Raw genomic sequence first — 20365 nt, forward strand, 5'->3', positions numbered from 1 at the left:
CGATGTGAAGAGCGAGGTGGAGACCGCGCTCGGCGAGCTGAAGGAGAAGCTCAAGGGCGAGGACACCGCCGAGATCCGCACCGCCACCGAGAAGGCCGCCGCAGTCAGCCAGAAGCTCGGCCAGGCCATGTACGCCGAAGCGAAAGCCCAGCAGTCCGCGGGCGGCCCCGGTCACGCGGGTGCAGATGCAGGTGCTGATACAGGCCGGTCCACGGACAGCGCCGACGAGGTGGTGGACGCCGAGATCGTCGACGACGACAAGCAGCAGGGAGGCGCGGGATGAAACGCCCGACCCGTGTCCGCGGCCGGTCCGGCCCGCCGCTGATGATCGCCCGGCCGGGCGACGGCCCCGCCCCACTCCCGACCCCTGCCGCATCCGGTAGGAAGGGGGCGGACCGGACCACCCCTGCGCCATCGGCCCAGGACCCGGCCGTCACACAGCCGGTGCCCAGTGAGGCCGCGCTCCTGGCGGCGCTGCGGGAACGCACGGCTGATCTGCAGCGGCTGAAGGCCGAGTACGACAACTACCGCAAGCGGGTACGCCGTGACCGGCTGGCGGTCCGCGAGATCGCGGTCGCCAACGTCCTCGGCCGGCTCCTGCCCGTCCTCGACGCGCTCGCCGAAGCCACTGAGCAGGGCGAGGTGACCGGCGGCTTCCAGCAGGTGGCCCTGGCACTGGAGACCGAACTGGCGGGCCTGGGCCTTCGGCCCGTCGGGTCGGCGGGCGACCCCTTCGACCCGGTCGTACACGAAGCCGTCTCGTACCACCGGTCCGAGCGGCTCGAGCGCCCTACCTGCACCGAGGTCCTGCGCCCCGGATACCGGGTGGGCGACCACCTCCTGCGCCCTGCTCTGGTGGTTGTCGCCGAACCGCCGGTCGGGCGCGTGGAAGGAGGCGCGCGTGAGCGGGCTCCCTCTTGATCACCCGCATGCCCGCCCGGAATGACGGCACCGTGAGCCCTGTGACGACGTCCGCCTGGGTGGTCGAGCACCCGGCGCCGGTCACCTCCGCGCCGATGCGGCTGCTGGAGCGCACCACTCCCCTGCCCGGGCCGTACGAGCTGCTGCTCCGCGTCCGTGCGTGTGGGGTGTGCCGGACCGACCTGCACCTGGCGGAGGGAGACCTGGCACCCCGCAGGCCACGGTGCACGCCGGGCCACCAGGTGGTCGGTGAGGTGACCGCCGCCGGGGCGGCCGTCCAGGATCTCCAGATCGGCGACCGGGTGGGGGCAGCCTGGCTGGCGGGCACCTGCGGCCGGTGCCGCTACTGCCGCGAGGGACAGGAGAACCTGTGCCCCGACTCCCGCTACACCGGCTGGGACATCCACGGTGGATTCGCCGATCACATGCTGGTGGACTCCCGGTTCGCCTACCGCCTCCCGGAAGGGTGGAGCGACGAGGACACCGCTCCACTGCTGTGCGCCGGCATCATCGGCTACCGGGCGCTCCAACGGGCGGACCTGCCGCCCGGCGGCAGGCTGGGCATTTACGGATTCGGCGCCTCCGCGCATCTGACCGCTCAGCTCGCCATCGCCCAAGGTGCCGACGTCCACGTCGTCACCCGCTCGCCGGACGCGCAGCGGCTGGCACTGGAGCTCGGGGCGGTGACCGCCGGAGCCGACGCGCCTCCTCAGCCGCTGGATTCGGCGATCCTGTTCGCACCGGCCGGGAGCCTGGTTCCGCCGGCGCTCGAGGCCCTGGACCGAGGCGGCACACTGGCGATCGCCGGGATCCACCTGAGCGCCATACCCCCGCTCGACTACGACCGGCACCTGTTCCAGGAACGGACCGTACGCAGCGTCACCGCCAACACCCGGGAGGACGGCCGTGCTTTCCTCGCCGCGGCGGCGCGGCTGCGGCCCACCGTGCGGGTGACCCGCTATCCGATGGTGCGGGCCGACCAGGCCCTGGTCGATCTGTCGGCCGGGCGGGTCACCGGGGTAGCCGTGCTCGTCCCCCGATGACCGGCTGCCGCCCGGCGGGGCCATGGCGCCGGTCGGAATGCGTTCGCCGTGTCGGCATCCGGCGACCGGCCGAGCCTCTTGGGCTGTGCCGCTCGACGGCTGCCCGAGGCTCGGCCGGGACGCTACGGACGTGCCCGGCAGCGGTGTGCTGCCGTGGGTCGCATGCGGTCAGAATCTGACGTGTACGGCGAGCGCCCCGTCATGCACCTGTTGCTCCACCGCGCCGATTCGACCGGCCGCCCGCACGTCGGCGTCGACGAGGGCGAAGCGGTCGAGCGCCTCCCGCGTGCCGGAGACGACGGCTGTGTCAACATCGGCTCGCATGGACACGTGCGCCTGTGACTTGGCCTTGCGGATCAGCGCGATGGCCTCGGACGCGGTCGCCAGCAACCCGCCGTCTGCGCCGTCGGCCAATTGCCGGATCTCCTTGGCCGAGGGCCAAGCGCGCGGTGGACCGAGCCCGGTGCCCACCACGACCAGACCTCTTCCGTCACGAAGGGCAGGGCAGGGGCGAAGAGCCGCAGCAGCGACTTCGATGATCTTCGTCCCGCACAGCCCCCGGCAGATTCGCACCGGGGAGCGCCGTCCTCGGGTCAGGGCGCGATGTTGTGGTTCAGGCGGAACAGATTGCCGGGGTCGTAGCGCCGCTTGACCTCTTGCAGGCGGTCATAGTTCTGCCGGTAGTTGGCCCGGACGCGGCCCTGGTCGTCCTGGTCCATGAAGTTGACATAGCCGCCCTCCAGGGAGTGGGGCTCGAGCGCCGAGAAGAAGGCGCGCGCCCAGCCGACCGCGGCCTCGCACTCGGCGCGGGTGGGGAGGGTGGGGCTGAGGGCCGTCGCGAAGTCGGCGTCCCGGTAGGTGAATGAGGTCTCGTCGGTCCCCACCCTGTGACAGGCACCGTCGATGGGGAACACCACCGTCGCGCTCTGGATGGTGGGCGTCGTGGCGCCGTACTCGACGTAGGCGTCGACCGCTCCGTCCGGCAGCCCCTGGCTGAAGGTGCCCTTCCAGTAGTGGAAGAGCCCGGCGGGGAGCAGTTCGTCGAAGAGCGTGTTGATCACCGGATACGGCATGCGCTCGACGTACTGCCCCACGACCGGACCAAGACCGGCGAGACGGGCACGGACCTGATCGTCCTCGTCCTCGGGGCCGCTCCAGCAGGTGACCACTCCGCAGAGCGGCCGGCCGTGCCAGCGTTCGGGCAGGAAGGGAACCGGGGGGCCGAGCCCGACGACGAGCACAGCACCGAGTTTCTCGTCGGAATCGGCGATCAGCTCCCGGTACCGGCGCAGCACGTCTGCGTCGAGCGGGTAGAAGGTCGGCCCTCCGAGAATGTCGGCCACGGCGTGCAGCCGGTACTCGAAGGAGGCGACGACCCCGAAGTTCCCGCCTCCGCCGCGCACTGCCCACAGCAGGTCGGCGTTCTGCTCCTGGGTGCAGGTCAGAAAGGATCCGTCGGCGGTGACCAGGTCGGCGGAGATCAGGTTGTCGCAGACCAGCCCGCAGCGCCTGGCCAGATGGCCCATGCCGCCTCCTGTCGTCAGCCCGCCGATACCGGTGCTGGAAACGATCCCGCCCGTGGTGGCCAGCCCGAAGGCGTGCGTGGCGTGATTGACATCGGCCCACGTGCAGCCGCCCTCCGCCCGAGTCGTACGCGCCGTCGGATCGACCCGGATCCCGCGCATACGGCCGAGATCGAGTACGACCCCGCCGTCACAGGTGCCGTAACCGGAGACACTGTGGCTGCCGCCGCGCACCGCCAGCAGCAGATCCTGCTCCCGGGCGAAGTCCACGGTGGCGACGATGTCGCCCACGTCGAGCGCCCGGACGATGATCGCCGGCCGCTTGTCGTGCATCGCGTTGTAGACCTTGCGGGCCTCGTCGTACTGGGGGTCACCGGGCTGGATGACCTCTCCGCGTACGGCCCCGCGCAGTCTGTTCAGGCGCTTGTCGTCGAGGGCTGGTGCGTAGGTGGTCATGGCCGCCACCGGCTTTCCGCGTCTCTTGGGGGCTCGGGGGATTCCTGGGAGCTCCGGGGAATGGGGACGCCACTGTTGTAGGCACGGGGCCGGTCGACGCTCATCGCCGGAACCGCCCATTGAGCCGAGACGGTATGGGCAGAACAGCCCATGCGGTGCCTCACGTGAGGCCGTGGGAATACGCATACGCCGTGGCGGCGGCCCTCGAGGACACATCGAGTTTCGCGAAGATGTTGCTGAGGTGGCGGGCGACGGTGTGCTCGCTGATCACCAGCTCGGAGGCGATGGACCGGTTGGTCCGGCCTGCGGCGACGAGGCGCAGCACTTGGACCTCACGCTCGGTGAGGTCGCCGGGAAGCCGGTGGTGCACCGCGCTGAGCAAAGCCGCCGCCCGCCGCGCGTCGGGTACCGCGCCCAGCCGTTCGAAGACCGCTCGGGCGGCCTGGAGTTCCAACCGAGCGCCTTCGTCGTCCCCCGCCGTGCGGTCGGCGGCGGCGAGGGTCATTCGGGCCTGCGCCGCCTCGTACGGGACCCCCAGCTCCAGCCACAGCGACAGCGCCCGGTGCAGCAGCGGCAGCGCATGCCCGAGGTCACGGTCGGCGAATGCCACCGCGCCGCCCGCTGCCGCGGCGAGCGCGTGCAGCACCGTGGTGTCGGACTCGCGCCGCCGCTGCCATTCGCGAGCGGTCGACTCCAGCTCGTCAGCCGCGGTACGGGCCTGGTCGAGCTGTCCGATGGCGAGCGAGACTTCGACCTGTGCCGCGAGCAGTCGACAGCGCCCGAGGCGGCCGGGCCCACTGCCACCACCCGCTCCGTCTGCCTCGGCGGCCAGTGCGAGCCGCAGGGCGGCAGCGGAGGAATCGGCCTTGCCCTGTGCCAGGCGCAGCAGCGCGAGGCCCGGCTGCGGGTCACGGCCGAGCTCGTGCGCGCGGTCGTACGACGCCTCGGCCGCGGCCAGCTCGCCGCGGCGCCGCTGGATGCCTCCGGTCAGGTAGAACACCTCCGCCGCCGTCCTGGCCTCGTAGGGCAGCAGTTCCCTGCAGGTCAGGGCGGCCTCGGTCTCGGCCCGGGTCCAGTCACCGCGCAGCTCGAGCACCTCCACCCGGTGCACGCGGCACAGGCCCCGGAAGTTGTTCTCCTCGGGCATCGACGCGCACCACGCCATGGCGGCATCGGTCCACTCGGCGGCTCGTTCCAGGTCGGCGGAAGCCATGCACTGCTGAAGGCCCAGGCAGTAGAGCCACCCGGTGAAGAACGAGCTCAGCTCGCCCGCCATGGCCGAGCACATGGCGTCGTCGAGCAGCGCGAGCGCGCGGGCGATCCGCCCCTCGGCCAGGAGCACGCTCGCCTGCGCCTGGGTGCTCATGGCGAGAAGATCCGGGCTGCCGCGGCGCCGCGCGATGGCGGCCATGCGGCGGGCACAGCTCATGGCCTCGTCGAACGCGCCACGCTGCTGTGCCTCCTCCGCCTCGACCCAGGCGAGATAGCACTGTTCGACGCACTCGGGCTCGCTGCTGAGCTGCCGGCGCGCCCGGCGCAGCCAGCCGGAGGCCGCGGCCGTACGTCCCGCCAGCTGATGCTCGTAGAAGAGCATCCAGGCGCTGAATCCGGCCTGGCGGGCGGCGCCCGCCGCCGCATAGCCGGAGTACGCCTTTGTCCGGGCTTCGACCGACGCCTCGATGCGGCTGGTCCACCAGGCGGCGTCGGCGAGTGCTGCGAAGTCGTCGGGGGTCATGCGGTCGTGGTCGAGGTCACGCAAGGCGGCATAGGCATCGGCCCACGCCTCGCGGGCGACAGCGTCCCTGGCCTGCTCGATCGCCTGTTCGCTGTTGGTGATCTGCTCGGTCACCGCGGCTCCCTTCCCGCTCTCCGTGAGCCGGACCGCCCCTCACCAGGATAGGAGCGGGCGGCTGCGCCAGGCTCGGCAGGAACCGGGAGGGGCCGAGCACCGGTGGCCGCGGCAGCGAACCGCTCAACGGGTTCGCCCAACCGCCCTGGGCCTCTTGGCTCCGCCGCGTCAACGCTGGTACGTGCCCACAAGGGTGCCGCTCGCCAATGCGTGGTCCTGCACCGCACGGTGCACCGCGTCCGCCGTCGGTCGGCCGTGCAGGGCAACCGGCTGCGACACGGCCCACAGGCGGAAGAAGTACCGGTGCGCCCCGTGTCCCGGCGGGGGCATCGGCCCGCCCCAGCCCACTCGCCCGAAGCCGTTGGGCCATTCCTGGCCACCGGGTGGCACCTCCCCTTCCCCCGCGCCGGAACTCCCCGGGGCGATCCCGGTGACCAGCCAGTGCAGGAATGTCCCGCTCGGGGCGTCGGGGTCCTCACAGATCAGGACCAGCTCGGCCGTGCCGTCGGGTGGCGCCGACCAGGTCAGAGGAGGTGAGATGTCGTCCCCTTCCCCGCTGTGGCGGCGAGGGATCGCCGAATGGTCGCCGAATGCTGCGCTTTCGAGCTCGATTCCGGTCATGCGCCGGGCTGTACCCGCAACAGCCCTGCCGGCACCGGTCGCCGTCGCCGATGCACCTGATCGGCCGAACGCGCCGGACCGATCCCGCCTTGGAACCCGACCACTTCGCGGGCCGGTTCGCAGAGGCGGTGGGCGACCTCGTGAGGACTTTCGCGGGTCGGATGTCCGGCGGCGGCGTAACCGGGCGGGGGCGACGGTCCCGCTTCCGTGAGACGGGACGCATGACGCGGGCCGGCTCATCGGCGTTGCCACTCCTCGGCCAGGAGCCGGTGGGAGCGCACCCGGTCCGCGTGGCCGTGGGTGATGGTGGTGACGAGCAGTTCGTCGGCACCGGTGGCCTCCTGGAGCTGTTCGAGCCGATCGGCGACACGCTGCGGGGAGCCGACGAACTGGGTCTCGACGCGGTCGGCCACCAGCGACCGGTCCTCGTCGGTCCAGGAGTGGGCGCGTGCCTGCTCCGGCGTCGGGAACTCGATGGCGCCCTCGGCGGTGCGGATGCTGCGCACCCACACCCCGTAACCGGAGGCGAGTTCGCGGGCGGTTGCGTCGTCCTCGGCGACGACGACATCCGCGGAGACAGCCAGGTAGGGCTTGTCGAGTTCGTCGGACGGCCGGAACGCGGCGCGGTACCCGTCGGCGGCCTCGAGTACGGTGCCCGGGCTGACGTGGTAGTTCGCGGCGAAGCGCAGCCCGTTGCGCCCGGCGACGTCGGCGCTCTGTCCGCCGCTGCTGCCCAGGATCCACATCTGGACGTCGGCGCCCTCACCGGGGACGGCATGCGCTTCGACGCCGTCCGAGGACCGGTAGGTGCCGCGCTGCAGCGCGAGGATGTCGTCGATCTGCTCGCCGTAGTCCTGTGACCGGGCGCCCGGCTGCTGGAGCAGGTGCCGCTGGAGTGCGACACGCGGTGAGCCGAGCAGATGCTCCAAGGAGAATGTCGGCGGGATTCTCAGGCCGTTTAGTGTGTACCCGTCGACGACCGGGGTCGTGGTCGATGCGGGCCCCACCGTGGCTCCCGGGGGACGGCCGCCGGAGCGGCCGAGTCCCAGGTCGAGCCGCCCGGGGTGCAGGGCATCGATGAGGCCGAACTCCTCGACGGTGGACAGGGCGGTGCGATGGCCGAGTTGTACGGCTCCCGAGCCGAGCCGGATCGATGAGGTCGCGGCGGCCGTGAGGGCCAGTACGACAGCGGGTGAGGTCCCTGCGACACCCCGGTTGAGGTGGTGCTCGGCGAACCAGTATCGGGCGTAGCCGAACCGCTCGGCCTGCTGAGCGAGGTCGATGCTGTTGCGCAGTGCCTCGGCGGCCGTGGAGCCGGAAGAGATCGGGACGAGGTCGAGGACCCCGAGGGGTGGGCGGGACACGATCGGAATTCTCCTCAGCAGTAGGTGAGTTCGGCCCCGGCGCCGGCAGCGCTCGGCACGCGCGGCGAGGCGGTGACCTCGTTCTCGCGCCGGATCCGCCGGAACACCTTGTGGCTCCCGGCGTCGCGGTCCCACTTCACGACGTCCCCCGAGCGGTCTCGCGCTCCGCGCCGCCGGGGGCGGGCTCGGCCAGTCCCAGGTGGTCGAGGAGTGTCGTACCGGTGTAGTCGTGCCGGAAGACACCCCGTTCCTGGAGCAGCGGGACAACGGTGTCGGCGAAAGGGTCGAGGCCGCCGGGGGTGAGGTGCGGGACGAGGATGAACCCGTCGGCGGCGTCCGACTGGACGAGGGTGTTGATGGTCCCGGCGACGGTGGCCGGTGAGCCGATGAACGACTGGCGGCCGGTGGTCTCGATGACCAGTTCGCGGATGGACAGGTTCTGCGCCTGGGCGCGTTCGCGCCACTGCTTGGCGACGGCGAGCGGGTCGCGGACCATCCGTACGCCGGCCCGGCCGCGGGCGACGGTGTTCTCGCCGGGAGCCGGGTCGATGTCGGGCAGCGGTCCGTCCGGATCGTAGCCGGACAGATCCCGGTTCCAGACGTGCTCCAGGTACTTGATCGCGGTCTGTCCGCTGACCTGCTGCCGCCGTACCTCAAGGGCCAGTTCCTGCGCCTCGGCATCGCTGTCGCCGAGCACGAAGGTCGCGGCGGGCAGGACCAGCAGCTGGTCGTGTGCCCGGCCGTGGCGCGCCAGGCGGCCCTTGACGTCGGAGTAGAACTCCCGGCCGGCGTCCAGGGTGTCGTGGCGGCTGAAGATCGCGTCGGCGCTCGACGCGGCGAACTCGCGTCCCTCGTCGGAGTCGCCGGCCTGGAAGATGACGGGGCGTCCCTGCGGGCTGCGCGGGACGTCGAACCGGCCGGCGATGTCGAAGTGCTGGCCTTGGTGGACGAAGGCTCCGGCCCGCGCGTCCCCCAGGAAGGTGCCCGCCGCCTGGTCGGCGACGATCTCGTCACCGCGCCAGGAGTCGAACAGTTCGGTGGCGGTGGTCAGGAACTCCTTGGCTCTGGAATACCGCTCCTCCCGCGGCAGGAAGCCACCGCGCCGGAAGTTCTCGCCGGTGAAGGAGTCCCAGGAGGTGACGACGTTCCAGGCGGCGCGCCCGCCCGAGAGGTGGTCGAGGCTGGCGAACTGCCGGGCCACTTCGAAGGGCTCGTTGAAGGTCGAGTTGATGGTGCCGGTCAGTCCGAGCCGTTCGGTGACGGCAGCGAGGGCGGACAGCACGGTTAAGGTGTCAGGCCGTCCTACTACATCCAAGTCGTATATTTTTCCGCCCTGTTCACGAAGCCGCAGCCCTTCGGCGAGGAAGAGGAAGTCGAACTTGGCGCGTTCCGCGGTCCGTGCGAAGTGCGCGAACGAGCTGAACTCGATGTGGCTGCCGGCCCGGGGGTCGCTCCAGACAGTGGTGTTGTTGACGCCGGGAAAGTGGGCCGCGAGGTGGATCTGCTTGAGCGGCTTGTCCGGTGATGTACTCATGGCCGAGGTTCCTCCGGCTCAGACGGTGGCGGCGTAACGGTTGGCGGGGCGTGCGAGTCCGAGCAGCCCGCGCAGGGTGTGGCTCTCGTAGGTGCGCCGAAAGGCGCCACGGCGCTGCAGTTCGGGCACCAGCCCCCGGGTGATCGCCGGCAGGTCGTGGCCGGTCACTGCGGGACGCAGCCGGAAGCCGGACAGCCCGGCGTGCCGCCATTCCAGGAGCAGATCCGCCAACTGGCCCGGCGTACCTGTGAAGATCTTCGCGTCGCTGGTGTACGGGTAACCGGCGAGGCCGTCCAGTCGGTCCCGGCGTGCCGCCGCCGTCGCGGGGGCGTCGTCGAGGAACACCAGCAGATCACCGAAGATGTGCAGGGGCTCCTGCTCACGCACGGCCGTCGCCTGTTCGACGCGGATCTCGGCGGCGGTGGCGCGGGCCTCCTCGGTGTCGTGCGGGGTGACGTACCCGATGTCGGCAGAACGCGCCACGAACCGGAACGCCACGCTTCGGTGCACCAGGGCGCTGACGATGGGCTGGCCCTGGGGAGGCCGAGGGGTGATGGATGGGCCCTTGACGCTGAAGTGCCTGCCCTCGAAGTCGATGTAGTGCAGCTTGTCGCGGTCGATGAAGCGACCCGTGGTGACGTCACGGATCTCCGCGTCGTCCTCCCAGCTGTCCCAGAGTCGGCGTACCACTTCGACGTGGTCGCGGGCCTCGTCGAAGAGTTCGGTGGTCAACCCGGTCTCGGCCGGCGTGTCCCGATCGTCGGTGCCGAAGGCGGGGAACGTACGGCGACCGAAGAGCGCGGCCTCGTTGTGCCTCGGCGACACTCGTACCCGCAGACCCGCTCGGCCGGTGCTCACATGGTCCAGCGTGGCGATGGCCTTGGAGATGTGGAACGGCTCTGTGTGGGTGGCGACCACGGTCGGTACCAGTCCTATGTGCCGGGTCACAGGGGCGACGCGAGCGGCGATCAGGACAGCATCCAGTCGTCCGCGGACCTGGTCGGTGCGTCCGTCGGGCTCCGTCGAGCGGGAGGACTGGAGCCCGAACGCGTCCTCGATCGTCACGAAGTCGAGCAGACCGCGTTCGGCCTCGGTGACCGTGTCGGTCCAGTAGTCGGCGGTCAGCAGCTCACGGGGCCGGGCCACGGGCTCACGCCAGGCAGCCGGGTGCCAGCCGGCGCCGTCGAGCGCCACGGCAAGATGCAGCGGAGGGTACGGCGAAGAAGGGGAAGAAAAAGCTGAGGACACGGAAAAGGTGCCTTCCTGATCGACCGACAGGTCATCACCGGCCCTCGTCGTAAGGGCCGGTGCGGGGAGCGGACGTCAGGAACTACAGAGAGCGCCGGCCACGCGATGCAGGTCGATATGGGGCCGGGAGTAGAGATGAACCTGGTGGCACGGGGTGATGACCATGAGGCGCAGGGCGCCGACCACGAGGGGCGGGCAGGACACCGTCGGCACGACCGTCACCTCCGCTTTTCCGGCTCGGCGCTTCACAGGAAAACCGCCGGGCATCGCGCTTGCGGAACCCCGGACGGGCTCCGCCTGGTCGTCACCTGGAGCACCCCCACCGCGGGAGGGTTGCCGGACAGCAAGCCAGGGCTTGACGCTGACACTCATCACCTGCCTGTGGACGTTACGCGAGGCGGCAGCGCCGCGCAATGCCCGCGGATCATGGCCGCCGTCCCGCCGCGACCCCATCTCGCCACGGTGCAACGGCCTGGCTGCGACGCCTGTCACCCAAGTCCACCGGCACTGCTGCGAAACGGAGTTGATGATGCGTCAGTGAGATGTTCCCGGTCGGACCATGGCCGCCCTCGTCGTGCGGCCGGGATCGCTGCCCGGGCGCGCAGGGCGCGTTCACTCATGATCTCGGCCAGGCGCCGGAGCGCGGCGGACCCGGGCGAGGACGAGCACCGTGTCGTCGGTCGGCGCGGCAGGCAGCAGGTTCGAAATAATGCGGTCCGCAGCCGCTTCCAACGGACCTGACACCTGGTGCAGTTGGCCGCGGAGCGCGTCCATGCCCTCTTCGATGTCCTGGCCGCGGGCTTCGATGAGGCCGTCGGTGTACAGGGCGAGGGTGGAGCCTTCGCGCAGGTCGATCCCGGTCGTTCGGAAGGGGATGCCGCCGACGCCGAGAGGGACACCCAGCACGTCCCCGACGGTCTCGACCGTGCCGTCCGGCCGGCGCACCAGAGGCGGCGGATGGCCGGCGTTGGCGATCCGCGCTCTGCCGGTCGCGGGGTCGTACACGATGTAGAGGCAGGTCGCCAGCTCGATGCCGGCTTCCTGGGCACAGGCATCGAGCTCCGTGAGCAGATCCTCGGGTTCCCGGTGACGAGCCAGTGCCTTGGCGGTGATGCGCAGCCTTCCCATGGCCGCGGCGGCCGGCACGCCGTGTCCCATGACGTCCCCGACGACGAGTGCCACCCGGTCGCCGGGCAGATTGATCACGTCGTACCAGTCGCCCCCGACCTCGGTGATACGGCTGCCGGGGAGGTACCGGTGGGCGACGCTCACATAGGGGCTCGTCGCCAGCGCGGTGGGGAGCAGTGCGCGTTGGAGCGTGAGCGCAATGTCCTGGATCCGGCTGTACAGACGTGCGTTGTCCAGGCAGAGCGCGGCGCGGGAGGCGAGCTCGCTCGCGAGGCTGAGGTCTTGTTCGGTGAAGGCCGGTCTGGCGGCGGAGCGGCCGAACATGGTGAGTCCCTGGACCGTGCCGCGGGCAATGAGCGGGGCGATGAGAATGCAGGTCAGGCCACTGTCGAGCAGTAGTTGGGCGCGGGCCTGGTGGATGACTGTACGGGTCATGAACTCGTCGTTCACCGTGACGGAGACGGGGCGGCCCGTTCGCAGCATCTCGTGGATGGCGGAGCCCGGCGGGTATGTCACGGTCTCCAGTCCGCTCACGAGTTCGGTGGCGGGTGGGGGCAGGATCGTCTTGGCCGCGATCCGTCGGGTGACCAGCGGGAGTTCGGGGTTGAACACGTCGGTCTCGTCCAGCCACTCCACGACCTCCACGACGGACGCGTCGGAGAAGTCCGGAACCGCGGTCTCGACCACCTCCTGGGCGGTGACGTCCACGTCCAAGGTGGTGCCGATCTGCGCCGCTGCCCGGTCCAGCAGAGCCAGCCGCTGCCGGCCGGCTGTGGCTTCCACGATGGCCTGCTCCCGGTCGGTGACATCCACCAGCAGCCCGCCCACTCCGGGCCGCGTGTCGCCGGCCTGGCTCAGGGGGAAGAAGCTGACCGACCGCACCTGGTCACGATCGGGATGGCCTGGCGTGCGCAGACCCACCAGAGTACTCACGACGGACAGGCCTTCATCGGCGACGGCCCGGAGCATGCGCTGGTACTCGCCGCCGTCGGACGTGATCATGAATTCTTCCATGGGCCGCCCGATATGGTCCGCGATCGGGAGGCCGTCCATGTCGGCCAGCGCCTGGTTGAGGTGGATGTACCTCAAGTCCTTGTCGAGCATGACCAAGCCGATGGGGCAGGTCTCGAAGAGGGCGTCGAGGAAGGCGAGGTTGGTTTTCACCCGGTCGAGCTCGTCGCCCCTGCTCGCCAGGCCCATGACCACCGAACGGCCGCTGGAGCCGGTCACGGGGAAGACCCGGAAACCGCAGTCGAAGACCGTGCCGTCCCGATGCACTGCCGGCAGACGGCCGCGCCAGTACCCCAGGTTCCGGCCTCGCTCCGCCAACCGCGTGGCCGCGTCCGGGTCTCCCCGGGGCGGATCGGGAAACAGGGCCGCGGCGGGCTTGGACAGCACTGCCGCGGATCCGTGTCCGAAAAGGCTCTGTGCGCCAGGACCCCAGTAACAGATGCGGCCGTCCTCGTCCATGCCGAACACGGCCACGGCCACGTGCCCTAGCAGTGGCCCTGGCTCCGACCAGAGCGGGCCAGGAGACTGCTCGCCCCCCGGTCGTTCCGATGGCACCCGATGTCCCCTTCCACCCGAGGCACGCGGTGGCTGAGTCCGCCCCCGCAGGACGACGGGCGGGCTCCTTAAGCAATTCTGCCTGTCATCCACCTTTCGGACATTACGGCGACTCCCCTGCACGGGCTGCGGATGCCGGGAGCGTCCTGCCCGCACGACCTGGTGCGCGGGTCGTCTCCTCACGAGCTGCCGCGCCTTCCACCCGCGGGCCGGCCCGCCGTCTCGACCCGGAGAGTCGGGGCGGCGTGCCGCCGGCCGCCTCACGCGGGCGGGCCGCCCGTTCCGTCGTCCGGCCGGGGCAGCGCCTGTTCCGTCCAGATGGTCTTGCCCGAACGGCCGTATCGTGTTCCCCATCGCTGGACGAGCTGGGCAACGATGAACAGTCCGCGCCCACCCTCGTCGTCCTCCGCGCTCTGGCGCAGATGCGGGGACGTGTGGCCGGCATCCGCGACCTCGCACACAAGCGTGCGGTCATGAATGAGCCGCAGGTGCAGCGGGCCCTCGGCATACCTGACGGCGTTGGTGACCAACTCGCTGACGATCAGCTCGGTGGAGAAGACCAGTTCCTCCAGCCCCCAGTCGTGCAGGCGTCCTGCGACCAGTTCCCGGGCCTGGCCGGCCGCGACCGGTTCGGCCGGCAGGTCCCAGGCGGCAACCCTGCGGCTGTCGAGCTCGCGGGTGCGGACCAGCAGCAGCGCCGTGTCATCGGTGGTCACGCTTGCCGGCAGCAGTTCCGAGACGATGCGATCACATACGTCCTCCAGCGAGCCGCGGTCGTCGCCGAGGATCCTGCCCAGGGTCTCCATCCCCTCATCGACGTCCCGGTCTCGGGACTCCACCAGACCGTCCGTGAAGAGCGCCACCAGGCTGCCCACCGGCAGTTCGATCTCGAGGGACTCGAACGGCAGCCCGCCCAGACCCAGTGGCGGGCCGGCCGGCAGGTCCGGGTAGGTGAGACTGCCGTCGGGAGAGGCGATCGCGGGCGGCAGGTGACCCGCGCGGGCCATGGTGCAGTGCCGCGACACCGGGTCGTAGACCACGTAGAGGCAGGTCGCCCCGGTGGCCTCGTCGTCGCCCGCGTCGTCGCCGGACGCACCGACGACGTCCTTGCGGTCCTCCGCGGACTGCCCCACCAGATCGTCGAGCCGTTTGAGAAGCTCGTCAGGAGGCAGGTCCAACGGGGCGAGCGCCCGCACGGTCGTACGCAGCCGTCCCATGGTGGCCGCCGCGTGGAGCCCATGGCCCACCACGTCCCCGACCACGAGGCCGACGCGCGTTCCGGACAGCGGAATGACATCGAACCAGTCTCCGCCCACTCCGGTCAGGTCGTCCGTGGGCAGGTAGCGGTGAGCCAGATCCACCGCCGAGTTCGGCGGCAGGTGCTGTGGGAGCAGCTGGCGCTGGAGGGCCAGGGCCGCAGCGCGTTCGCGGGTGAAGCGGCGGGCGTTGTCGATGCACACCGCGGCCCGGGTGACCAGCTCGTCCGCCAGGGCGACGGCCCCGCTGTCGAAGATGCCCGGCCCGCTGCTGCGGACGAAGGTGACCAGCCCCAGCGCGTTGCCCCCGCCTCGCAGCGGCACGACCAGGGTGTTCTCGTCCAGGACGAGCCCGCCCGAGGCGAGGCTGCGGTGCTGGGGCGAACCGGCCGGGTGGGCCACGGGGCGAGGCGGGCGAAACCGCCGCCCCACGGCCTCTGCCGCGCCGTCGGCCGAGGCCGAGCGTGAGGCGGTGCGGATCAGGTCCGTCCCCACCGCGGCGGCGCCCCCCGGCAGTTCCCCTTCCAGTACCGCGGCAGCGATGTCGACCTCGACGTGGTCGGCGAATGCTGGGACCGCCACCTCCGCCAGCTCCTCGGTCGTGACGACGACGTCCAGCGTGGTGCCGACGTGCCGGCCCGCCTCGACGAGCAGATTCAGCTGCTGCTGGGCCTTGTAGCGGTCGGTGATGTCGAAGGCGTCCTCGCACACGCCGAAGACATAGCCGTCAGGGTCCTGCAGCCGGTAGTAGGAGCAGGACCACAGGTGATCGTCCCCGGGGTCGCTGGGCTGCTGCCCTCGGAAGTGCAGATCGAGGAACGGCTCGCCGGTCTCCAGTACGTGTCGGATGACCGCGTCGAGCGTCTCCGGATATCCCGGCGTCACGAACCTTCCGTCGGGGTACAGCTCATCGCCGCGCTTGCCGCGGAACGCGGCGAACGGCAGCCCGATTTCCTCTTCATACGCGGCGTTGCACCAGATCAGGTGGAGGTTGGTGTCATGGATGGCGAGGCCCACGGGCGACTGGGTGGCCAGACCGTGCAGCATGGCGAGCCGGGATTCCCACAGGATGAGCCCGTCGCGCTCTGCCGCCACGAGGACACGTTCGGCCACTCCCCCGCAGGACAGCGGGCAGCTCACGGTGGCGAGCATCAGGTGGTGGCCGTCGCGGTGGACGGCGACGCGTGCGTCACTGTCCTCGAACGGCGGGGCTGCGCTGCTTCGGGCCGAACGTTCGACGGGTGCGCGGGCCTCGTGGGACTCGGTCGCGGGGCCCAGGATTGTGTCGAGTGGCCGCCCGATGACCTCGTGCGAGGGGTAGCCGAGCAGGGCCTCTGCCGCGGGACTCCAGCCAATGACGGTGTCCCGGCTGTCGAGCACCATCGTGGCTGCCCTGGTGACGTCCAGGGGGCCGCGGAAATCGCCGTTCCCGGCTGCTTCGTTCCCTGCGCTCATGGCGCCCCACCGGCCCGCTTCATCACGTCCAGAATCCGCCTGCCACCGGGCCCGCGCAACAGCGGTGCGCTCCTTCGGCCCGGTCTGCGGACGTGTGGGGCTGTAACCCCGGAACCGCGCCCAGGCTATGCATCACGAGGTCAGCCGCGCCGGTTCGGGGGTGGTCGGTCACGACGAGGATGCTCGCCGCGGCGGGCACGGAACCCGCCCGCCGCACGATCCGCGCTGGGGCCGGACGGGCCTCGACAGCATCATCGAGTAACCCGACCACATCTCGGGCCGAGTCGGCACCATCACGGCGGGCCACAGTGTGCCGAGCCAGGCCGCAGGCAGCCCGGATTGCGTCGTGTCTGCCTCCACGGCGCCCCGCCGAGGCGAGCAGGCCGCCGATCAGGCCGAGCCAGAGGTACCCGGGCCCGTCAACGGCGGGCGGCGCGCCCTCGAACAGGAATGTCACAGGCCGCCCGCGGCGAGCTGCCAGCCCGCGAATGCCGTCGGGCGGACACCGTCCGGGCGCGCCCCCGGCGTTTCGTGAGCGTCACGCCGAGCGCCATCACACCGGCACCGCCGAGACCTGCCAGAATCCCAACCGCCTCGAATCCCGCGTCAGGGCCGATGACTACCAGCCGACACCCCCGATGCCCGCGATCTTCCACGCGAAGCTCCAGGCCGACGGGCTTTGGTGAAGCCCGTCGCAGCCAGGACCGCCACGACCCGTGGCTGCACCGCACTCAGCGTGGAGGCGGCCACCCCGCCGGGGAGCCGTTCGGCGGCGGCGAACAGCAGCGGGAAGAACAGGCCACCCCCACCGCTAGATGAATGAGTCCGATGTTTGTGCTGGCCGCGACCATGGTGAAGGGCACCCGTTGGCCTGTGTCTGCCTACCGGTCTGGACGCCCTTGTGGCGGCACTGTACGCGTGGGGCGAGCACGCTGCCCTTCATGCCTGACCGGCGTCCGCTTCGGTCGCGTTGACGGCTACGGCGGAGCTCTGTGTCAGGGCGCCGGCGCGGGCGGCGGCGAGCGTGATCCGTACGGCCTGGTCGGCGGTGCCCTCCTCGATCGGATCGGCGCTGACCAGCAACCGGAAATAGATCGGTGCGGCCAGCGTTTTGAGCAGCTCGACCGGATCGGTCTCCGCCGGGAGTTCGCCCCGCTCGACGGCGCGGGTGATCACGGGCTCGGCCCGCCGGAACCGGTCGGCGAAGACCCGATGGCCTGCCGCAGTCCCCAACGGGGGCAGGCCGCCCTGACCTCGTAGAAGAGGCAGGCCTGGTGTCGGTTCACTGGGGAGGCCGCCCAGCGGGGGCGACGTCGTCGTCGCGGCACCGTGGCGCGGGTGCGTGCGTCGGGGCAGCCGGCGCACGCCGGTGCTGAGCACGCAGGCGGCAGACTCCGCGGCTGCGCGAGCGTTGGTCTCCCACAGGCGGGCGGCCTCGTTGCTGGAGGCGTTCACCAAAAGGGAACCTTGCTGAGAGTGGCCGAGTTGACCCCGCCGATGTATCGGCGGGGTACCCCCACCCCGTGAGAACCGGCACACGCCGTCAGGTGCTTGAGGAAGGTCTCGACGAACTTCTCCACCTCGGCTTTGGTTGTGGAGTCCCGCACGTCGATGCGGTCGATGTGCTTGATGCTGGCATTGCGCAGCAGCCGCTCACGGCTGGCATCGTCAGATCGGCGCCCCTTGTCGTGCGGGTCGTCGATCTCGATCACTCCAGTTCTGCCCTTGTACGTCACGAGCAGATCCGGCTCGAAGATGTGCCTGACGACCCGCATGCCCGCAGCGGAAGGATGCCGATCGTCTCGATGTACAGGAGCGCAACCTGCCGCTCTCGAAGCACTGTGTAGACCCGTTGCTCCCACTCATTGGTAAAGTGCAGGTTGCCCATCTCCGGATGCTTGGCTACAGGCGGGCCTTCCGCGCCTAATTGGACTTCTGGCCACCCTTCAGCTCCCGGGCAAGCCTTCGCGCCAACCGAGGCCGACAACGGGCATGACCTCGCGCACCCATACGTCCCGGATCTCCCTGCTGTGTGCTACCCCACAGCCTTGAAGGCTGACCGAATCTGATCGACGACCTCCCTCTCGAAATCGATGACCGAGTGAGGATCGGTCTCGAGAATGACGTCCTCGTACTCGTTCCACGAGGTGTAGTCGATGGTCTCCTCGTAGTTCGTCATGTGCTTATCGAACTTGAAGGACGCCACGTCCAACATGAGCTCTGCCGCCATGCGCTGCCCCCGCTGCGACAGCAGTACCGCTGCGGCACCAACCATCTCTCCTCACTCAATGAGGGCCGACCCTGTTCGTCGGAGCTGAGCGGCCTTCCACGGGCTCGTCCACCGAGCGCGAAACTCCCATACGGACATGATCGCATCCAGCACTGACAACAGACCGTGCTCTGAGGCAAATTGAGGACGGCCTGCGCCCTGGGGGCTTCTACGCCCTTGGCCTTCTGGCGACGCGCTCCTTGTTCTGGGATCGGCTGTGGACATGCGAAAGGGCCGTGCCCATCGCACAGCAAACCTCGCGGGTGCAGTCTCGACAGCCAGCGACGTGTTCGATGTACAGCTCCCAGGCCTGGTCCGGTGTCAGGTAGCCGGACGCACAGTCGGGGCATGCGTATACGTTCCACCCCGGACCCGAGTTGGCATGGACCAGTCGCACCACGATTGGCGTCTCGATGATCTGCTCGCACCCGACGCACATGCGCACCGGCGGTCGGTCGGTAGAGTCACTCACCTCATCAGCCCCCTTGTAGCTGGTGTTCACGCCCCCGGACCGTTCGCGCGGTTGCGGGGGTACTTCTCTCTGACAGTCGACTTTACGAGAGCATGCTATAGCACGCTAGGTATTCCATATCTCGCCTGGTGTGGAGTGGTCTGCCTAGCTTGGTCAGGTGATCGAATTTGCCCCCGATGTTCCTCGCTGGCGACAGGTGGTCGAGGTGCTGCGCGAGCGCATCGCCGATGGCACCTACCCGCCACGCTCTCGCGTGCCATCAGTCGTGCAGTTGACCGAGGAGTTCGGGATCGCCGCCGCCACGGCGCAGAAGGCGCTGCGCGCACTGCGGGCGGAGGGATTGACCTACACAGAGCCCGGCTTGGGCTCGTTCGTCTCCAAGGAGCGGCCAAGCACCCCTACGCAGTGAGGCGCAGCGGGGCCAACGGAGAGGCCCGGGGATTCGGAGGGGGTGTCGCGCCTCCCGGCGCGCGTCGCGCACTTGGCGCGGCACCAGGGGCACGGTTGTCGGTCGCATCGTTTCCGCTACCTGCCGCCTGCGGTGGGAGTCATGCGCCTCGGAGACACGTTGTTCGCGATAAAACGGTCCACTGAAGCCTTCGACACGTACCGCCGCGCCCTCGCCCTGTACCAGGAGCGCGGCGACGAGCACCACCAGGCCATCGCCACGCAGCATCTGTGGGCGGTGAGCGACATGAGCCCGGAGGAAGCGGTGGACAACTACGAGAGACTCGTGAACATCTGCCACAAGGTGTGCGACCGCGCCCTGGAGGCCGTGGCGCTGGACGCCTTGGGCAACAGAATCCAGCAGCTCGGCCGGTACGACGAGGCCGTCGCGGCCCACCGCGGGGCGGCGGCCATCCACGAGGAGCGCGACGAGGAAAGCCTGCTGATCACGGTGCTGGTCAACCTCGGCACCGCACTGCGTGCACCTCGGCCGCCTCACCGAGGCCGCCGAGGTGCACGAACGGGAGATCGCGCTGTTCCGGGCCCGCGGTGACCGGCACAAGGAGGCCGAGGCACCGGAACGCCTCGCCACGACGCTGAGATACGGGCGCCGCCGGCTGCAGGCGGCGGAAGCCTACGTCAGAGCGGTCGGCATCTACCACGAGCTGGAGGACACATCGTGCGAGAGGAGAACACTGAGCGACCTGGGTCTACCCGTCCGGGACACGCCACGAGCCGACAAGGCCATGGCGCTGTACACGTGGGTCCTGGCCAACCTGCCGGAGAACGACGGGCTCGACCAAAAGAGCAGGATTCTCATCGCCCTCGCAGTCGCGCAACAGCGAGCGGGGCGCATCACCGCCGCTCTCTGGTCGTGGGCGAGCCTGACCAGGATCACGCGGAGACTGCTGGACGAGGGCAACGACCAGGCTCCGGAGCAGTACTTCGGCGGCTTGAAGCACCTGATGAAGGCTCGACTCCACCTCCTCCGCCCCTTCCCGACGCTCATCACCCTGCGGGACAGACACCGCCGGCCGACCACCTGAGCCCGATCCCGCCCCGGCGCCGGAGCGGAGCCTCTGCAGCCGTCTCCGCAGCCCACCGTTCGTCCTGGAGGGCGAGCGCCGACGGCCTCGACGTCGGCCGGTGCCACCGGTGCGAGCCTCGAGGCGATCACCCGTGCACCCTCGGCCGCGGACCGCGTCCCCAGTCC

19 protein-coding genes, 2 pseudogenes and 1 riboswitch are annotated in these 20365 nt (G+C 70.2%); of the genes and pseudogenes, 6 read left to right on the forward strand and 15 right to left on the reverse strand.

Going from position 1 to position 20365, the window contains the following annotated elements; genetic code table 11:
* From dnaK to ACFYWI_RS29200, 3 genes and pseudogenes are all read left to right on the forward strand, one after another.
* Positions 1–283 (forward strand): annotated as a pseudogene (gene dnaK / locus ACFYWI_RS29190) (molecular chaperone DnaK); the annotation flags it as partial.
* Entirely contained in the window at positions 280–921 is a 642-nt protein-coding gene (gene grpE, locus ACFYWI_RS29195) for a nucleotide exchange factor GrpE (RefSeq protein WP_389238187.1), read from the forward strand. The pseudogene dnaK and the gene grpE, both read left to right, overlap by 4 nt.
* Positions 922–962: 41 nt before the next feature.
* Positions 963–1964 (forward strand): zinc-dependent alcohol dehydrogenase family protein, encoded by a 1002-nt coding sequence (locus tag ACFYWI_RS29200; protein ID WP_389238190.1) that lies wholly within the window; start codon positions 963–965, stop codon positions 1962–1964.
* Between the two features lie 168 nt (positions 1965–2132).
* Here ACFYWI_RS29200 and ACFYWI_RS29205 read toward each other — a convergent pair whose 3' ends face one another.
* The 15 genes and pseudogenes from ACFYWI_RS29205 to ACFYWI_RS29275 form a co-directional block, all read right to left on the reverse strand.
* Entirely contained in the window at positions 2133–2378 is a 246-nt protein-coding gene (locus ACFYWI_RS29205) for a hypothetical protein (protein ID WP_389238192.1), read from the reverse strand.
* Positions 2379–2557: 179 nt separating this feature from the next.
* The gene (locus tag ACFYWI_RS29210) at positions 2558–3943 is read right to left on the reverse strand and encodes an FAD-binding oxidoreductase (protein WP_389238195.1); all 1386 of its coding nucleotides are present in this window, start codon (positions 3941–3943) and stop codon (positions 2558–2560) included.
* Positions 3944–4103: 160 nt separating this feature from the next.
* Positions 4104–5792: a response regulator transcription factor gene (locus tag ACFYWI_RS29215; RefSeq protein WP_389238197.1), complete on the reverse strand. Its 1689-nt coding sequence runs from the start codon at positions 5790–5792 to the stop codon at positions 4104–4106.
* Positions 5793–5960: 168 nt separating this feature from the next.
* The gene (locus tag ACFYWI_RS29220) at positions 5961–6413 is read right to left on the reverse strand and encodes a YbhB/YbcL family Raf kinase inhibitor-like protein (RefSeq protein ID WP_389238199.1); all 453 of its coding nucleotides are present in this window, start codon (positions 6411–6413) and stop codon (positions 5961–5963) included.
* A gap of 236 nt (positions 6414–6649) precedes the next feature.
* A complete protein-coding gene (locus tag ACFYWI_RS29225) occupies positions 6650–7777 on the reverse strand; it encodes an LLM class flavin-dependent oxidoreductase (RefSeq protein WP_389238201.1) in 1128 nt (375 codons plus the stop codon).
* Between the two features lie 14 nt (positions 7778–7791).
* The gene (locus tag ACFYWI_RS29230) at positions 7792–7917 is read right to left on the reverse strand and encodes a hypothetical protein (RefSeq protein WP_389238203.1); all 126 of its coding nucleotides are present in this window, start codon (positions 7915–7917) and stop codon (positions 7792–7794) included.
* A complete protein-coding gene (locus tag ACFYWI_RS29235; protein ID WP_389238205.1) occupies positions 7914–9311 on the reverse strand; it encodes an NtaA/DmoA family FMN-dependent monooxygenase in 1398 nt (465 codons plus the stop codon). The genes ACFYWI_RS29230 and ACFYWI_RS29235 overlap by 4 nt, the downstream gene beginning before the upstream one ends.
* Positions 9312–9329: 18 nt before the next feature.
* On the reverse strand, positions 9330–10505 hold the full coding sequence (locus tag ACFYWI_RS29240; RefSeq protein ID WP_389238207.1) for an LLM class flavin-dependent oxidoreductase: 1176 nt from the start codon (positions 10503–10505) through the stop codon (positions 9330–9332).
* Positions 10506–10634: 129 nt separating this feature from the next.
* Positions 10635–10826, reverse strand: coding sequence for a putative leader peptide (locus tag ACFYWI_RS29245; RefSeq protein ID WP_389238209.1), 192 nt, complete (start codon positions 10824–10826; stop codon positions 10635–10637).
* A riboswitch (SAM riboswitch) is annotated at positions 10823–10935 on the reverse strand. Its footprint overlaps the gene before it by 4 nt.
* 236 nt (positions 10936–11171) lie before the next feature.
* A complete protein-coding gene (locus ACFYWI_RS29250) occupies positions 11172–13178 on the reverse strand; it encodes a SpoIIE family protein phosphatase (protein ID WP_389238211.1) in 2007 nt (668 codons plus the stop codon).
* Positions 13179–13513: 335 nt separating this feature from the next.
* A complete protein-coding gene (locus ACFYWI_RS29255) occupies positions 13514–15964 on the reverse strand; it encodes a SpoIIE family protein phosphatase (RefSeq protein ID WP_389238213.1) in 2451 nt (816 codons plus the stop codon).
* A gap of 367 nt (positions 15965–16331) precedes the next feature.
* Positions 16332–16765, reverse strand: a pseudogene (locus tag ACFYWI_RS29260) (EamA family transporter); the annotation flags it as partial.
* A 138-nt stretch (positions 16766–16903) separates the two neighbouring features.
* Positions 16904–17419, reverse strand: coding sequence for a TetR-like C-terminal domain-containing protein (locus tag ACFYWI_RS29265; protein WP_389238215.1), 516 nt, complete (start codon positions 17417–17419; stop codon positions 16904–16906).
* Entirely contained in the window at positions 17416–17739 is a 324-nt protein-coding gene (locus ACFYWI_RS29270; RefSeq protein ID WP_389238217.1) for a hypothetical protein, read from the reverse strand. Before ACFYWI_RS29270 ends, ACFYWI_RS29265 begins: the two co-directional genes overlap by 4 nt.
* Before the next feature lie 260 nt (positions 17740–17999).
* On the reverse strand, positions 18000–18194 hold the full coding sequence (locus ACFYWI_RS29275) for a hypothetical protein (RefSeq protein ID WP_389238219.1): 195 nt from the start codon (positions 18192–18194) through the stop codon (positions 18000–18002).
* Positions 18195–18862: 668 nt separating this feature from the next.
* On the opposite strand from ACFYWI_RS29275, the gene ACFYWI_RS29280 reads away from it, so the two are divergent.
* The 3 genes from ACFYWI_RS29280 (at position 18863) to ACFYWI_RS29290 (ending at position 20198) form a co-directional block, all read left to right on the forward strand.
* Positions 18863–19114 (forward strand): GntR family transcriptional regulator, encoded by a 252-nt coding sequence (locus ACFYWI_RS29280; protein ID WP_389238222.1) that lies wholly within the window; start codon positions 18863–18865, stop codon positions 19112–19114.
* A gap of 141 nt (positions 19115–19255) precedes the next feature.
* Positions 19256–19705 carry a tetratricopeptide repeat protein gene (locus tag ACFYWI_RS29285; protein WP_389238224.1) on the forward strand — a complete coding sequence of 150 codons (450 nt, stop codon included), beginning with the start codon at positions 19256–19258 and terminating at the stop codon, positions 19703–19705.
* Positions 19632–20198, forward strand: coding sequence for a hypothetical protein (locus ACFYWI_RS29290; protein ID WP_389238226.1), 567 nt, complete (start codon positions 19632–19634; stop codon positions 20196–20198). Before ACFYWI_RS29285 ends, ACFYWI_RS29290 begins: the two co-directional genes overlap by 74 nt.
* Positions 20199–20365: the final 167 nt, after the last annotated feature.

The sequence above is a fragment of the Streptomyces sp. NPDC002889 genome (genome assembly GCF_042888425.1).
Taxonomy (GTDB): domain Bacteria; phylum Actinomycetota; class Actinomycetes; order Streptomycetales; family Streptomycetaceae; genus Streptomyces.

What these genes read in the sequence shown, in the direction of transcription:
- ACFYWI_RS29210 (WP_389238195.1), bottom strand. Translation starts at nt 3,943, where the DNA reads ATGACCACCTACGCACCAGCCCTCGACGACAAGCGCCTGAACAGACTG.
- ACFYWI_RS29220 (WP_389238199.1), bottom strand. Translation starts at nt 6,413, where the DNA reads ATGACCGGAATCGAGCTCGAAAGCGCAGCATTCGGCGACCATTCGGCG.
- ACFYWI_RS29275 (WP_389238219.1), bottom strand. Translation starts at nt 18,194, where the DNA reads ATGGCGGCAGAGCTCATGTTGGACGTGGCGTCCTTCAAGTTCGATAAG.
- grpE (WP_389238187.1), top strand. Translation starts at nt 280, where the DNA reads ATGAAACGCCCGACCCGTGTCCGCGGCCGGTCCGGCCCGCCGCTGATG.
- ACFYWI_RS29255 (WP_389238213.1), bottom strand. Translation starts at nt 15,964, where the DNA reads ATGAGCGCAGGGAACGAAGCAGCCGGGAACGGCGATTTCCGCGGCCCC.
- ACFYWI_RS29245 (WP_389238209.1), bottom strand. Translation starts at nt 10,826, where the DNA reads ATGCCCGGCGGTTTTCCTGTGAAGCGCCGAGCCGGAAAAGCGGAGGTG.
- ACFYWI_RS29270 (WP_389238217.1), bottom strand. Translation starts at nt 17,739, where the DNA reads ATGCGGGTCGTCAGGCACATCTTCGAGCCGGATCTGCTCGTGACGTAC.
- ACFYWI_RS29235 (WP_389238205.1), bottom strand. Translation starts at nt 9,311, where the DNA reads ATGAGTACATCACCGGACAAGCCGCTCAAGCAGATCCACCTCGCGGCC.
- ACFYWI_RS29285 (WP_389238224.1), top strand. Translation starts at nt 19,256, where the DNA reads ATGCGCCTCGGAGACACGTTGTTCGCGATAAAACGGTCCACTGAAGCC.